Here is a 13,302-nt window from a genome sequence, read left to right as displayed (position 1 = left end):
TCGCCGAAATGCGGTCGAAATTCATTGAAAACAACCCCGGAAAACTATTGCGCGGCATCACGAGGTCGAGTTACGTTTGTTGTGTCACCGGGAAAACCGGAAACAGCGAAAAACCACCGCCGGGAAAACCGGAATCCGCGAACGGGGACCGCCATGCGCTACGCCAGCACCGACACCGCCGCCCGCACGACCGCCGGTCATCGGCCGGATTCCGGCGTAGCGAAAAGAAAAACCGGCCCGGTATGGGCCGATGCATCCGCCCCGCAACGATTCCCCGACCCGGCCGCAGCGACAACCGCGCGAAAGGACCCGACGCCATGACCACCCCAGCCGCCGCCCCGGGCACGGCGCCCCGGTTGCCCAACGGCGAACTCCGCCGCCAGGTGGCCGAAGTGCTCGCCCTCGACCCCGCCGCCGCGCACACCCCCGGCGCCATCGCCACCGCCCTGGGCGGGAAGTCCTCCGGTGCGGTCGGGAACGCGCTGGCAACGCTGGAAGCGCGCGGGGAAGCCGAAAAAGCCGGAACCAGCCCGCTGACCTACCGCGCGACCGCCAAAACCGCCGACGCCGCCAAAGCCGCCACCGTCGCCCCGCGCGGCGCCGTACCCGCCGCCGCGCCGCCGAAACCCGCCCCGTCGAAACCCGCGACGTCGAAACCCGCCCCGTCGAAACCCGCGACGTCGAAACCCGCGACGTCGAAACCCGCGACGCCGCCCGCTCCGGCCCCGCTGGTCACCGGACCGGTGCGCCGTCCGAACGGGCAGATGTACCACCCGCGCAAGCTGTCCGGGCTGTCGGACGTGACCGCGCTGCGGCGGTTGCGCGCGGCGGGGGTGTCCGCGCTCATGTACGGCCCGCCCGGCACCGGGAAGACGTCGGTGGTGGAGGCCGCGTTCGACGACCTGGTGACCGTCCAGGGCGACAGCGACACCGTGACCGACGACTTCGTGGGGTCCTACGTCCAGACCCCGGACGGGCGCTACGAGTTCGCCTACGGGCCGCTGGCGACCGCGATGCGCGAGGGCCGCGCGCTGTTCATCGACGACGCCACCCTCATCCCGCCGACCGTGCTCGCGGTGGTGTACCCCGCGATGGACGGCCGCCGCCAGATCCTGATCAAAAGCCACAAAAACGAGGTGGTCGACGCCGTGGACGGGTTCTACGTCATCGGCGGGCACAACCCCGGGGTGCACGGCGCGGTGCTCACCGACGCGCTCTCGTCCCGGTTCTCCGTGCAGATTCGCGTGCCCACCGACTACGACCTCGCCGTCCAGCTCAAGATCGACCCGAAAGCCGTGCGCGTGGCGCGGAATCTGGCCCAGCGGCAGGAAAAAGGCGAACTCGGGTGGGCGCCCCAGCTGCGCGAGCTGATCGCGTTCAACCGAGTCGCCGACGCGGTGGGCATGTCCTTCGCCGCCGGGAACCTGATCAACACCGCGCCGGAAGAGGACCGAGACGTGGTCGCCGAGGTTGTGCGCAACGTGTTCGGCGCCAACGTCACCCCGCTCGAACTCGGACCTCAGTTCTAGCCCGCTGCCCGTCGCGCCCGCGCGACCGTCCGGAAAGGACAGACACCGTGACCGCACACGTAGCCGCACCCGCCGCCGCGCCCACTGCCGTGTTTCCCGCCGCCCCCGGTTGGCTGGACCTGTCCGCCGCGTTCGGCGACGAGGTTCCCGCGATCGCCGACCGCGACGACCTCGTGGTGACCGTCGCCCCGGGAGCGGGGCACGGCGCCCCGGCCTGTTTCTTCCCCGACCTCGCCACCATCGAAGTCGACGGGACGCACCTGGACAAAGGGGTCGACCCCGCCACCGTCGCGCCGCACCGGGTCGGCGACCGCCGCCGCTACCGCACCGCGTGGGGGCTGCTCACCCACGAATGCGGCCACGCCAAGCATTCCGCGTGGCGCGCGCCCGACGGCGCGCCCCCGGGCGCGGTCGCGGCGGCAGACCTGCTGGAAGAGACCCGCATGGAAGCGGCACAGGTGCGCCGCCGCCCGGGCGACCGGTACTGGCTGCGCGCCAGCGCCACCAACCTCATCCTCGCCGACACCCGCGCGAACGACCCCGCCGCCGCGCCCCAGATGACCGCGCAGGACGCCGCCCGCAGCGCCGCGCTGCTGCTGGCGCGCGTGGACGCGGGCATCCTCACCAGCCGCGAAGTCGCCCGCGTCGCCCGCGCCGTGCGCGACGTCATCGGCAACGGCACCCTCGCGAAACTCCGCACCATCTGGCGCGCCGCGCACGCCACCGCCGACGACGACGGCACGCGCATGATCGAACTCGGACGCCGCTGGTGCGAAACCATCGGCGCCGACCCCGACCAGCCGCCCGACACCCCCAACGCCGACCCCACGGCGAACGGCAACGGGGCGCCGTCACCGCTCGCGGCCGCGATCACCAGCGCCGCCGCCGCGATCGCCCGCGCGGTCGCCGCCGAGTCTGCCCCCACCGACCCCGTCACCCAAGCCATGGAGGCGCGCGCCGCCGACGAGAAGGCACGCCGACAGGCACAGGACACCGCGAACACGGTCTTCGGCGGTGCCGGGACCGGATACGACCCGGCCGCCCGCCACATCCGGGGAACCCGCGCGCCGAGTGCGGCCGAGCACACCGCCGCGCGGCACCTCGCCCGCGCGTTGACCACCGCCGGACACCGCGACCGCACTCCTGCGAAAACCCGCTCGACCGTGCCCCCGGGACGGCTGCGGATGCGCGGCGCGATGACTGCCGACGCCCAACGCGCGGCGGGCGCGATCCCTACCGCCGAACCGTTCACCCGCACCACCCGCGCCGCCGTGCCCGCCCCGCCGCTGCGGCTGGGCGTCATCTGCGACGTCACCGGATCCATGCGGGCCTTCACCGATCCCGCCGCCTCGGCGGCCTGGATCCTCGCGCACGCCGCCCGCTACACCGCCGTGCCCGCCGTCACCGCCACCGTGACCTTCGGCTCGGGCAGTGTCACCTCGATCACCCGCCCCGGCAGCAGCCCGGCGAAAGTGACCGAATTCGATACCGGGTTCGGCTGTCACACCATCGACACGGCGATCAGCGCTCTCGACGGCGCCCTCGATCTGTCCCGCCCCACCGCCGCGCGCCTGCTGGTGATCATCTCCGACGGCAACTTCGAAACCGAATACCGGGCGGAAGGGCAGAAGATGCTCGACCGGTTGCGCGGCAGCGGATGCGCGGTGCTGTGGCTGGCGCCCGGCAAACCCGGCACCGAACCGATGAACGGTGCCACCGTGCACGCGCTCACCGACCCTGCCGTGACCGCCCGCGCGATCGGACAGGCCGCCACCGCCGCCCTGCGCGCGACCCGCTGAATCGCTGCCCGGGGCGGCAGCGCGTCCGCCCCGGGCCGCGAGGCACCCGAATTCGCCAAGGACACAGAAGGGAAAACCCGCCATGGCCACGACCAGCGAACCCGCTACCACGACGCCCGCCGCAACCCGTGACGCCGCACCGAGGGTGCCGCCGCGTCTCACGAAGCACGACCGGGTGGCCCTCGGCGCGATCCGCATAGCCGCCGCGTTGCCCGGGGAACTGGACGGTCGGCCGTGGCCGCACCGGTGACCAGGTCGCCGACCTGCTGTGCCTGGACACGGGATTCCGCATCGGTTTACAGCCCTGGGATCGGCGCGCGTGGGGGTACCACCTGATACCAGGCGCGGTCCCGACACGGCTTCGGGACGTGTTCGTGTGGCCGTGGCCGCACGGGCCGGGCAAGGACGACTGCCCCGGCTTCGCCGTCCGGACCCCGGCCGCCGAGGTCGCCGCCTACATCCACGACGTGTTCGTCCCGGCGTACCGACAGGCGCTCGCGCGCGCCGAAATCGACCTGCGTGAACGCGACGAGGCACACGCTCGCAGACAGGTCGCTCTGGCCAAAGCGCGCGCTCGCGGACAGGCCGTTCGCGACGAACTCGCGACCCAACTGCTCCACGCCATCGCGCCGACGTCCCGATGCGAGGAGCGGGGCCGGGGGAAGCCCGTGTCGGTCAGCTATCTGCCATACAACGACGTCCTACGGATCGAGTTGACTCTTCCGGTCGACGACGCGATCGCCCGTGCACCCGCCCTCGCCCGCGCCCTCGGCGCACCGGACGACGACACCGCACCGCCACCCCCCGTCGCCTGCGCGCGACCCACTGAACACCGCACCCCGGCGGCGGGCAACCGCCATCCCGCCGCCGGGCGGTCAAACCAGAACGACCGCAACGGAAAGAGGCGCGCATGACCGCCCACGCTCCACCGACCGCGCCCGCAGAGCCTGTCGTCAACCACCACGGCGAGACGATCGCGGTACTGCACTGGCACGACAATCTCGACGGCACCGAGTACGCGCAGATCGACGACGGCAGGATCATCCGCCACCGCGACGGCACCGTCACCTCCAAGTGCCAGGACCACGCCGGAACCGTGCGGCGTTACACGATGCCGGACACGGCGACCGCGTTCTACGCCCTCGGTCTGTCCGCGCACCGGTGCGACGGCATCGACGGGTGGAGAGAATTCGGCACCCTGCCCGGAATGGCCGGGTGCGACTGAAAAAGAACCGCAAGAAGTCTTCTCTTCCGATTCCCGGAACTGACACCAAAGGAGCCTGATCATGGCGACGACCACGACATCCGATCCGACCCTCCCCGCCGCACCGGACACGGCACCGCGCCTCGGCACGGACACTCTCGCCGGACGCGCCGCCCACGCGCTCGACCGGGTTCGCCGTCAGGATCCCGCGTTCGACCAGCGTCCCGGCGATGTCCGGCGCGCCGCCGTCCGCCGTGAGTTGGCGCGCGAGATGACCGACGTGTTCGGCGTCGCGCGCGAGGCGGTGACCGTCACCGACGACCCCGACCGCGAACACGGCGGCTGGCGCTGGTTTCGGGTGACCGTCGACGACGGCGCCGAGTACCGGTTCACGTCGTTCGACGGCACCGTGGACGACCTGTACGTCCTCGCGCCGTGCCCGGACTGCGGCGGCGAGATTCCGCGGGCCGCGGCCGCCGACCTCGCCTGCCTCGGCCGATATCTCGACTCGCGGGCCGGCGGCCGCTCCGTTACCCCTGCCGCCGGGGTCCGAACACGACATCGGCCACCGGGACGAATGCCCGGTCCAGGCGGACTCCTGACCGGCCCGGAATCCCCCGGGCACCGCGCCAACGGAAAGGACCGCAAATGGCCACCCGCACCGACTTCTACGTTGGCACCGGAACGGCAGCGAGCTGGATCGGATCCCTGCAGTTCGCCTGCCATCCCGACAACCTCCTCAGACACCCGGACGGCCATGCCGCGCTGACCGCACGGCGGCCGTCGGCCTACCGCGCGGCGGTGCGCGTACTGCTGACGATGTGGCCCGTCGAGGGGCTCGGCGCCGCGTTCGAGCCGCGCAACGGGTGGCCGTGGTACTGGGAGACCAGCCACTGCAACGACTGGATCGTCAGCTATCACGACAACGCCGTGCACCTGACTGGGGGCGGCGGCGATCGATGGCACCGGCTCGATCCCGAGGACCCGTGCCCGCCGCTGCTGTGCGGGCCGCCGGATTTCGCGCGGTGGCTGCGCGACCCCGGCGGGGAGCCAGCGGTCCGGCTCCCGACGTATCACGCGCCCGGCTCTCGAACCGAGGACTGGGGGAGCGTGCTGTGGCGGCTCCCGTGACCCGACGACCGAACAGTCCCGAAAGGACAGACCACAGCCTTGCTGCGGCGAGTACGACGTGCCCGAGCACGCGTGGCCCGCCGTCGTGGCCGAGGTCGTCGCCGTCCACCTGACCCGTTCCGGTACCACTGCTCCGTGGAAAGGGGCGAGAAACCATGCACGACCAGAAGAAACGGCTCGTGTGGGCCGTGCTCGCGGCGCTGTTGCCGGGACCGTGGACCCCGGTGATCGTGCTCGCCTACGTCCTCGGCCGCGCAGCCGACCAGGACCAGGACACCACGCGCGACACCGAGGCGCCGTCATGCCCGCCGCCCGACCCCTACGCCTGCGTTCCGGTATCGCACGGCCGGAACCGTTACGCGCCAGCACGATAAGGAGGTCTGTCTCATGTCGAGCTACACCGATTTCTACGTCGGACGCGGCGGGAGCGCCGAGTGGATCGGCTCCCTGCGCGGGGAGTCCTGCCCCGACAACGTCCGCGCCGTCCCGCCGTTGCTGCTGGCGCTGACCACGACCGACGAGGACGTCTTCCGCGCTGCGGTCGCCGACACCCTCGACGTGTGGGAGGACGAACGCCTTGGCCAGGGATACCGGCCCGGACGCGGCTGGCCGTGGCCGTGGCACAGCAGCCACTTCGCCAGCTGGATCGTCGTCTTCGACCCCGAGCCGGGCGCGGTGTTCGTCACCGTGGGCGGCGGGACCCGCTGGCACCGCATCGACCCGCGCGACCCGCGATTCCCCGACAGGGGCTCGGCGGGCACGACCGATGTCTCGGCGTGGCAGCGTGATCGGGCAGCGCCGCCGTCGGTGCCGATGCCGCTGATGCTCGACAAGCCTGCCGATGCGCCCGTCTTCGGAGGTGAGGTCCGATGAGCCGCGCGACGACGCACGACTTCTATCTCGGGCGCGGCCCTGACTCCGAGTGGATCGGAGCGGTGCGCCTCGGCGACTGCGCCTGCCCCGGCCTCGACGGGATCGGACGGGCGCGCACTGCCGAGGAGTTCGCCGGACTCGTCGACTTCTTCCTGCACGCCCCGGAGATCGACGAGGCCGGCGAGGTCACCCATCGGGGCCGTGAGTGGCCGTGGCCGTGGCCCACCAGCCACGGCACCGATGTCGTCCACGCCTTCGACAGCGCAGCGGTGTGGACCGCGCTGCGGGGAGAGCGGTGGTCGGTGCGCGCGGGCGAGTACGTCCCGCCCGGGCCGGGCGAGGTCCCGCTGGTGTTCCCGCACGGGCGGGTCACCTGCGGCTACACCGGGATCTTCGCCGCCGACAGCGTCGCCCGCCGCTACGGCCCGCTGCTGGGCGCGACCTATGACCACGACCTGGCCCAGCTCGGCCTGCGGATCCTGGCCGACCTCACGCTGCCGCCGGACCCGGCCGCGCCCGTCGAGCTCGCCGAACTGCGGGCCCAGCTGTCGCCGCACCTGCGCTGCGCCGTCCACGCCGATGAATCGGCGGCGGAGCTGGAGTTCGAAGTGTTCGGCTACCGCGACGGCGACCCTGCCGCCGAGAACACCGCGCACGCTCTCTCGGTCCTGCCCGCCCTCTACGGCTGGACCGATCCCTCCGGCGGCCCGCCGCGCTTCGGCGTGCGCGTGCTCATTGCCGACGACGACCGCCACACCACCCATCCCGTGCTGGCCGACCGCCGCGCCCGCGCCGTGCTCACCGCCTGCTGACCCAGCTCCACGCCGCACAACCACAGGAGGAACACCATGCCGCCGAACACGACCCCCACCGACGACAAGGCGGGCACGACCGAGCCCCGCAGCGCCGCCGACCACTGCGCCGCCGCCGAGGCGCTCTTCGCCCGCGCCCGTGCGATGTATCCGACGCTGGGCGGCACCGGCGCCGAGCACGGCGAGTACAAACGCTGCTTCGACTGGGCGGACATGCACCTGCGCATCGCCGAGGCCATGACCGCCGGAGCGCACGTGGTCGCCGCCCACCACCCTCTCCTCGCCCAGGCGGACGTGCGCGTGGCCGAGGCCTGCCTCAGCCACGAGACCTACCGGTGGACCGAGTTCCTCCACAACGGCCCCGGCACGCCCGGGAGGACGGCATGACCGCGCACGCAACCGACACCGAGGGCACGCCGCCGGAGCCGCTCTGCCCGGACTGTGAGGTCGGGATCGGTCAGTACCACCTGGAGGGCTGCGACCTGGCGCGCTGCCTGGCCAACGGGCGCCAGCGTCTCGCCCACGACCCCTCGTGCGGCTGCCCTCAGGACGTGTGGACCGGGCGGTGGCCCGGGGAGGCGGAGTGCGAAGAGTTCGGCTGGATGATCGGCCCCGGGCTGCACGACATCCTCCGCCTGTACGCCACGGCCGTCTGGGACCCGGACACGCTCCGCTGGACGCTGCCGCCCGGGCACCACGACACCACGACCGTCGAAGGAGAACCACCCGTGTCCACGCTCGCCGCCGCTTCGGACTCGCCCGCGGGGACCGGTCTCGCCGCCGGCGAGTGCTGGATCGAATTCGTGCCCGCCGCCCGCGCCGCCGAACCGCACCAGGCCAGCTTCCCGGCCGTGGTCGAATCCCGCCGCCACCACGGCCTGTGGGTGCGGCCCCGGCTGCGCCGGGAGGTCGCCGAGGAGGTGTGCCAGTGGCTCAACGTGGTCTACCCGATCGATCCGGACTGGTACCCGCTGGCCCGTTTCGAAGACGACCTGCTGGTCGTGTTCACCGGGCAGGGCGCCCGCCGCCGCCACGAGATCGCCGTCGGCGAGGACGGCCGCTACCCGCTCGGCGACCTCGGCCGCTGGTTCCTGTCCGCTCCCACCCGCACCCTCGGCCGTTTCTACCGGCAGCTCGAACTGCTGCGCGACGCCGAGCGGCGCCGACCGCGCTCCGGCGAAACCCTGGTCACCTGCGATCCCAGCCGCACGTCCGCGAGCGGGTTTCCCGCCCGGCTCGACGCCCCGCCGGGACAGGCGCGGGTCCCGGTGTTCCGGCCCGAGATCGCCGAGGCCGTCGCGGCGTGGTGCACGACCAGCCACGGCAAGGACCCCGACCGCCACCCCCTGGCGTACTTCGACGGCGGCACGCTGGTCCACGTCCACCAGCACCAGCGGGCATTCGACGGCTACCTGCCGTGGCGCATCGAACCCGATCTGGACGGGAACTACCGGATCGACGGCGACCAGTGGACCTTTCGGACAGTCCCCGCGAAATCCGAGGGAACGGTGTGTCCAAGTGCGGCGGCACCGGAGCACAGGCACCGGTCATGACCCGCCCGTTTGACCGACGAGCGGGTCGCTGCCAACGGGCGGACGGCGGGCTGGCCGCCGGGTGCTCGGACGGAGGCACGGGTTGCCCTGAACCGGCTGCCCAGGTGGCGAAGCCCCCGAGCGGCCGATCAACTTGTCCGGACCGCCTGGCCAGAGAAGGGAGCTGAACGACGACGACCGCGACCGGCAACCCGGCCGCGCCGACCTGGTGTTCTGCGGCGAACCCGCCGTGACAGCGTGTGCCGAGCTGGCCGAAGGCGTGCCCGGCCGCGCCATTTCGAGGATCCCGACCGAGACCGACCTGACCGAGACCAAGGAGAACTCGCTGTGGGCAAGTACGCACGGGGCCAGCGCGTGGTGCTGGTGCGCATCAACGACGAGGACACCGACCTGAAACCCGGCGACAAGGGCACCTACCTGGCGACCGATGCGCTGGGAACGCTGCTGATCAAGTGGGACTGCGGATCGACGCTCGGGATCGTGCCCGAAGCCGGCGACAAGGTCGAGCCGATCGACGAGGGCCAGGCGGCCACCACCGCGTAGCAACGGCTTGACCTGCGAAGCCAGCCTGCCTCGGCGACTACGGCCGGGGCAGGCGCACATGCGGCGCGCGGTGAGCGCGCCATGCCTTCCCGGATGCCTGGACAACCGCTGACGGTTGAGTGCCGGGCCCGAGAAATCCGTTGGTCGAGTGACGACAAATCGTTGGCACCGGGGCGAGAACCCTTTCTTTGGCGCCCCTTTCCCTCGGGTTTCGGCTTGCCCCGTCCAGAACGGCCAGGCGTCGTGACTGGGCAAGCAGCTTCGTCGCAGCAGGGCCACGGAAGCTGATGTCGTCGCGGCCCTGCTACGGCTGCCCGAGACACGGACGGTGTGGGCAGATTCGTGCTGTGGCGATCGGCCCGGTTCCTACGCATGGCCTGTGGCAGCGGTAGATCCGCGCGGGCAGGGGGAAGCACCCGGGGCCAAAGTTGCGGCGCTGTCGTGGACACGATCGCCGATCGGCGATCTGAACGCCCTGTTGCCTGTTCGGTGCGAGAAGGCGCGCGCGGGACCGGTGCCCTCTGGTGGTCGGGCGGCGGTCCCGCGCGGGGCTGGGCCTGGCGGCTGTCAGGCTTCCTGTGCGGGTGCGTGGGCGTTTTCGGTCGTCATCGGGACGTCGGTCTTGTCCGGGTTGATGGCGAATCGCTTCGGTGCTTCGCAGGTCTTGATCGCATACCCGTCCTTGACGAGCTTCTCGCACGCGTTGTTGACGGCGCCTCCCGATCGGTTGAGGTCTTTGCCGATCTGCGCGGGACCGAAGCTCTCTCCTGTCCGTTCGGTGAGGTATTCCTCCACGAGGCCACGCAGTTGGCCCTTGGCCAGCCGGTCCTTGCCCGGCCGGGCTGTTCCGGTCGTGGTGTCGGCGGCGACCGCAGGCGCGTCTGCGGAGGACAGTGCTGTCTCGCTTGCGTTGTCCACCGGGTTCATCGGAGCGGTTTCGGGTGCCGGGGCGGCACTGTCGGCATCGGACGGCGGGGCGGTCTGGTGGCCGCTGGTGTCCGTGGCGTCGTCGGATTCCGGTCCGTTGGCGGTCTCCTGCGCTGCTGCGGTGTCCTCTTCGACGGTGCCCTCGACGTCGGCGACTGTCGTCTCCGCTGCTTCCGTGTCGTCGGTCGTGGCGTCAGCGGTGTCGCTGGCTTGCGGAAGCGGCCCGTCGGCGCTGGGCGTCGCGGTCGCGTCCGGCTGGGCGTCGTCAGGCGCGGCGACGTCAGGGCCGGGCGTGGAGATCTCCCAGGTGTCGGGATTGCGCGGGCCTGTTCCTGCCGTGCGGACCGCTATGCCGTCGTGTCCCCAGCGGGCCAGGATTTTCGCGGCGGTCGAACGGCCCACGTTGGCGGCTGCCGCCACATCGGCAGTCGTCGAGCCGGGATGGGCGGTCAGCGCCGCCCGCACCTTGCCCTCCGAAGTCGGCGCGTTCTGCTGGTCGGGTCCGTCGGCCACGGCGTGCAGGCGGCGGCCGTCGGCGGTGGCGCTGCGGGCGTTGCGGTTCTTGTGGGACATGACGAACTCCCTGTGCTGGTAAGGAATGGAAGGTCATGCCCCGGCCGGGGCTTGCTGGCCCGCCGGTGCGCATCCGGGTGTTCGGGCTGCACGTCTATGGACGCTTCGTGACCGCTGCTATGTCAAGCGATCCGTCAAACAAGACAGATGTCTCGTGTGGGCATACCGTCGCATGCGCACCGCGACGCACCTGGTCCGGTGAAAATCTGCGCGGGTATTGACATTCTTCGTACACGGAGCGTCCATGGACCTGTCGTGCCGCGAACACCCGGCCGCGGAGAAAACCATGCCCGCACAAACCCTTCGCGACGCGGACGCTTCTTCCTCAACAATGCGGCGCGACAGTTTCCTTGATGACGCTCACAGCAAAGAGGGACGACCATGTCCAATGACAGCACCGCCGAAGCCGCAACGCCACCGCCCCCGACAGCGCACGGCGTGCGCCGGAGGCAGGCGCTTCCCCATGATGCTGCGCTGATCGTCGCAGAGGGCAAAACGGCACCGCTCCTGCGGCTTCCCTGCGATGCGTGGGGATTGCTGGTCGTGGCGGTCGACATTGTCTGCGCCACAGGAGAAACGGATCTGTTCGCCGGGCAACTGCTGGAGACGGAACCCGACGCGCGTCGGCACGACGGCGACGTCGTCGTGCAGCTGATCCCGGCGGCGACCGCCCAGGAGAACCTCGTCGATGCAAGGATCCTGGTCGCCCGTGACGGTGCCTGGGAATGTGCCGAGACCAGGCGAGGACCAGATGTCGGCTGGCCATCGCTTATCGCGCCGCTCGTCGCGGAGATCATGAACCGTGAGGCCGTGGCCGATCCGGCGGCCGCGCCCGAAAGGACGGTCGGTGCTTTGCACCCGCTGGTGTCCGCCGGACACCTCCGGGACGGTGAAGCGTTGCGGTGCCGCCGCCCCGCGAACGGGCTCGTTCACGAAGCACGCGTCGCCGACGGAGGCATTCGCTTCGACGACGGTCGGTGGTTCGCCCAGCCTTCCGGCGCGCTCACTGCGCTCGGGTACCTGCACCAGAACGGCTGGGAATACTGGTTTCGCGCGCGCGACGGTGCGCGCCTATCCTCGCTCCGGACGGCTGTGGGCATACAGGTAGCCGTCCACAAGCCCGGGCCCCGGGGTCCCGACCTGGCGACGCTGGTGGCCGCTGGCATCGTGCAGGTAGGAGACGAGCTTCGCTACTTCCGCCGTCTCAAAGGCGAAGTGCACACCGCACGCGTGCTCGCGGACGGCCAGTTGCAACTCGCGGACGGAAGTCGCCACCGCACCCCGTCGGCCGCGATCCGGGCGGCGTGCAACGGAAAAATCAGCGAGGGTTGGCGAACATGGCGGCGGGTAAAGGACGATCGCACACTCCTGGAACTCCGCGAAGAATACACCGCAAGCCAGGAAAAGAAATCGCCCTAGAGATCGTGGACGCCTCCGCCACCACGGTTGTACGTCCGGGCTGGCGCTCGCGCGACCGCTCCCGAGATTCGCGAACGCGGCAATTGCCTTCGTTCATGGAAATCGGCGCGGCTGCGCCGATCCGCGAAACGCGACCGGTACCGTGGCTTTGTTCCCGCCCGGCGCGGAACCGGTGCTCACGCGAAACACCGCACTCGGCGACGTTGTCACGTTGCCCGAGGAGGCTGTGAAGGTCCTGCGGTACGGCATCCCGGAGCCCGTCGGCCGCCGTGACGAGTGCGTGATCGCGTTGGTGGTGGTGCCTGCCCCGGCGCGCGCCGTCGCGTTCGCGGTGGGGCCGTTCGACAAGGATCGCGCACGCCAGTGGCTTTCCGCCGCGTCGATGCTCCGATCAGGCCGAGACGCCGAGTGCCGCATGCTGCCGATCCGCCGTCTCGGTGCTCCCGGCGCCTCGTGCACGCCCGACCCGTCCCGGGAGACGCCGGTCCCGGCGGTGGTCCTGCTGGACACCTCGGACGGCCCGGCCTGTTACGGGCCGTTCGACAGCTCGACTGACGCCGCCCTGTTCTGGCGCGACGCCGCCCGCGTCCTGGACCCGGGCGCTGTGCGCCACGCCCGCGTATGCGACCTCACTCCGCCCGTCCCGGACACGACTGCCGGGCCAGCGTCCTGGGAGGAACTGGACGACGACCGTGTGCGGGGCTGGGCGGTGTGCCTGCCTTCAGGCCAGGGCGCGGGGACCGACGTCGGTCGTGAGGTCGTCGGCCTGTCGGCTTGTCCGTTCCGCTCGGACCTGAACACTTCGCGGCAGGGAACCTGCGGTTTCCGTGCTACTTGAACACCGCGCGGCAGCGGTTCTTCCGGGCTTCATGAGCATCAGAACCTCCTGGTGTCTTGCGTTCGCTGTCCGTGTCAGGGGCTGAGCTGGGCTTTCCGCGC

At 71.3% G+C, this 13,302-nt stretch carries 16 protein-coding genes; 15 read left to right on the top strand and 1 reads right to left on the bottom strand.

Annotated elements, in window-relative coordinates; translation table 11 throughout:
- Positions 1 to 317 precede the first annotated feature (317 nt).
- The 13 genes from BM362_RS02155 (at position 318) to BM362_RS02100 (ending at position 9,444) form a co-directional block, all read left to right on the top strand.
- Positions 318 to 1,529 carry an AAA family ATPase gene (locus BM362_RS02155; protein ID WP_093572029.1) on the top strand — a complete coding sequence of 404 codons (1,212 nt, stop codon included), beginning with the start codon at positions 318 to 320 and terminating at the stop codon, positions 1,527 to 1,529.
- Positions 1,530 to 1,576: 47 nt separating this feature from the next.
- Positions 1,577 to 3,328 carry a VWA domain-containing protein gene (locus BM362_RS02150; RefSeq protein WP_093572028.1) on the top strand — a complete coding sequence of 584 codons (1,752 nt, stop codon included), beginning with the start codon at positions 1,577 to 1,579 and terminating at the stop codon, positions 3,326 to 3,328.
- Positions 3,329 to 3,410: 82 nt separating this feature from the next.
- The gene (locus BM362_RS47225; protein ID WP_167545182.1) at positions 3,411 to 3,578 is read left to right on the top strand and encodes a hypothetical protein; all 168 of its coding nucleotides are present in this window, start codon (positions 3,411 to 3,413) and stop codon (positions 3,576 to 3,578) included.
- 118 nt (positions 3,579 to 3,696) lie between these two features.
- A complete protein-coding gene (locus BM362_RS02145) occupies positions 3,697 to 4,242 on the top strand; it encodes a F0F1 ATP synthase subunit epsilon (protein WP_093572027.1) in 546 nt (181 codons plus the stop codon).
- Positions 4,239 to 4,553, top strand: a complete 315-nt coding sequence (locus BM362_RS02140) for a hypothetical protein (protein ID WP_093572026.1) — start codon at positions 4,239 to 4,241, stop codon at positions 4,551 to 4,553. The genes BM362_RS02145 and BM362_RS02140 overlap by 4 nt, the downstream gene beginning before the upstream one ends.
- Positions 4,554 to 4,614: 61 nt before the next feature.
- Complete coding sequence (locus BM362_RS02135; RefSeq protein ID WP_093572025.1) at positions 4,615 to 5,301, top strand: hypothetical protein; 687 nt, start codon at positions 4,615 to 4,617, stop codon at positions 5,299 to 5,301.
- 32 nt (positions 5,302 to 5,333) lie between these two features.
- Positions 5,334 to 5,663 (top strand): hypothetical protein, encoded by a 330-nt coding sequence (locus BM362_RS02130; protein ID WP_093572024.1) that lies wholly within the window; start codon positions 5,334 to 5,336, stop codon positions 5,661 to 5,663.
- 155 nt (positions 5,664 to 5,818) lie between these two features.
- Positions 5,819 to 6,037, top strand: a complete 219-nt coding sequence (locus BM362_RS02125) for a hypothetical protein (protein WP_093572023.1) — start codon at positions 5,819 to 5,821, stop codon at positions 6,035 to 6,037.
- Between the two features lie 13 nt (positions 6,038 to 6,050).
- Positions 6,051 to 6,536 (top strand): hypothetical protein, encoded by a 486-nt coding sequence (locus BM362_RS02120; protein ID WP_093572022.1) that lies wholly within the window; start codon positions 6,051 to 6,053, stop codon positions 6,534 to 6,536.
- On the top strand, positions 6,533 to 7,348 hold the full coding sequence (locus BM362_RS02115) for a hypothetical protein (protein WP_093572021.1): 816 nt from the start codon (positions 6,533 to 6,535) through the stop codon (positions 7,346 to 7,348). The genes BM362_RS02120 and BM362_RS02115 overlap by 4 nt, the downstream gene beginning before the upstream one ends.
- Positions 7,349 to 7,384: 36 nt before the next feature.
- On the top strand, positions 7,385 to 7,735 hold the full coding sequence (locus BM362_RS02110; RefSeq protein WP_093572020.1) for a hypothetical protein: 351 nt from the start codon (positions 7,385 to 7,387) through the stop codon (positions 7,733 to 7,735).
- Positions 7,732 to 8,901: a hypothetical protein gene (locus BM362_RS48085; protein ID WP_208865088.1), complete on the top strand. Its 1,170-nt coding sequence runs from the start codon at positions 7,732 to 7,734 to the stop codon at positions 8,899 to 8,901. The genes BM362_RS02110 and BM362_RS48085 overlap by 4 nt, the downstream gene beginning before the upstream one ends.
- Positions 8,902 to 9,228: 327 nt before the next feature.
- Positions 9,229 to 9,444, top strand: coding sequence for a DUF4314 domain-containing protein (locus BM362_RS02100; protein WP_093572019.1), 216 nt, complete (start codon positions 9,229 to 9,231; stop codon positions 9,442 to 9,444).
- 567 nt (positions 9,445 to 10,011) lie between these two features.
- Here the strand turns inward: BM362_RS02100 and BM362_RS02095 are convergent.
- Positions 10,012 to 10,944, bottom strand: coding sequence for a hypothetical protein (locus BM362_RS02095; protein WP_093572018.1), 933 nt, complete (start codon positions 10,942 to 10,944; stop codon positions 10,012 to 10,014).
- Between the two features lie 381 nt (positions 10,945 to 11,325).
- Between BM362_RS02095 and BM362_RS02090 the strand changes: the two genes are divergently transcribed.
- Positions 11,326 to 12,363, top strand: coding sequence for a restriction system modified-DNA reader domain-containing protein (locus BM362_RS02090; RefSeq protein ID WP_143132351.1), 1,038 nt, complete (start codon positions 11,326 to 11,328; stop codon positions 12,361 to 12,363).
- A 142-nt stretch (positions 12,364 to 12,505) separates the two neighbouring features.
- A complete protein-coding gene (locus tag BM362_RS02085; protein WP_093572016.1) occupies positions 12,506 to 13,201 on the top strand; it encodes a hypothetical protein in 696 nt (231 codons plus the stop codon).
- The last annotated feature ends 101 nt before the right edge of the window (positions 13,202 to 13,302 follow it).

The sequence above is a fragment of the Amycolatopsis rubida genome (assembly GCF_900115345.1).
GTDB classification, from domain to species: Bacteria; Actinomycetota; Actinomycetes; order Mycobacteriales; family Pseudonocardiaceae; genus Amycolatopsis; species Amycolatopsis rubida.
This window is presented reverse-complemented; position numbering and strand designations above follow the sequence as displayed.

Coding starts and splice junctions, on each gene's coding strand:
- BM362_RS02125 (WP_093572023.1), top strand. CDS start 5,819: ATGCACGACCAGAAGAAACGGCTCGTGTGGGCCGTGCTCGCGGCGCTG.
- BM362_RS02135 (WP_093572025.1), top strand. CDS start 4,615: ATGGCGACGACCACGACATCCGATCCGACCCTCCCCGCCGCACCGGAC.
- BM362_RS02095 (WP_093572018.1), bottom strand. CDS start 10,944: ATGTCCCACAAGAACCGCAACGCCCGCAGCGCCACCGCCGACGGCCGC.
- BM362_RS02110 (WP_093572020.1), top strand. CDS start 7,385: ATGCCGCCGAACACGACCCCCACCGACGACAAGGCGGGCACGACCGAG.
- BM362_RS02155 (WP_093572029.1), top strand. CDS start 318: ATGACCACCCCAGCCGCCGCCCCGGGCACGGCGCCCCGGTTGCCCAAC.
- BM362_RS02120 (WP_093572022.1), top strand. CDS start 6,051: ATGTCGAGCTACACCGATTTCTACGTCGGACGCGGCGGGAGCGCCGAG.
- BM362_RS47225 (WP_167545182.1), top strand. CDS start 3,411: ATGGCCACGACCAGCGAACCCGCTACCACGACGCCCGCCGCAACCCGT.
- BM362_RS48085 (WP_208865088.1), top strand. CDS start 7,732: ATGACCGCGCACGCAACCGACACCGAGGGCACGCCGCCGGAGCCGCTC.
- BM362_RS02090 (WP_143132351.1), top strand. CDS start 11,326: ATGTCCAATGACAGCACCGCCGAAGCCGCAACGCCACCGCCCCCGACA.
- BM362_RS02115 (WP_093572021.1), top strand. CDS start 6,533: ATGAGCCGCGCGACGACGCACGACTTCTATCTCGGGCGCGGCCCTGAC.
- BM362_RS02140 (WP_093572026.1), top strand. CDS start 4,239: ATGACCGCCCACGCTCCACCGACCGCGCCCGCAGAGCCTGTCGTCAAC.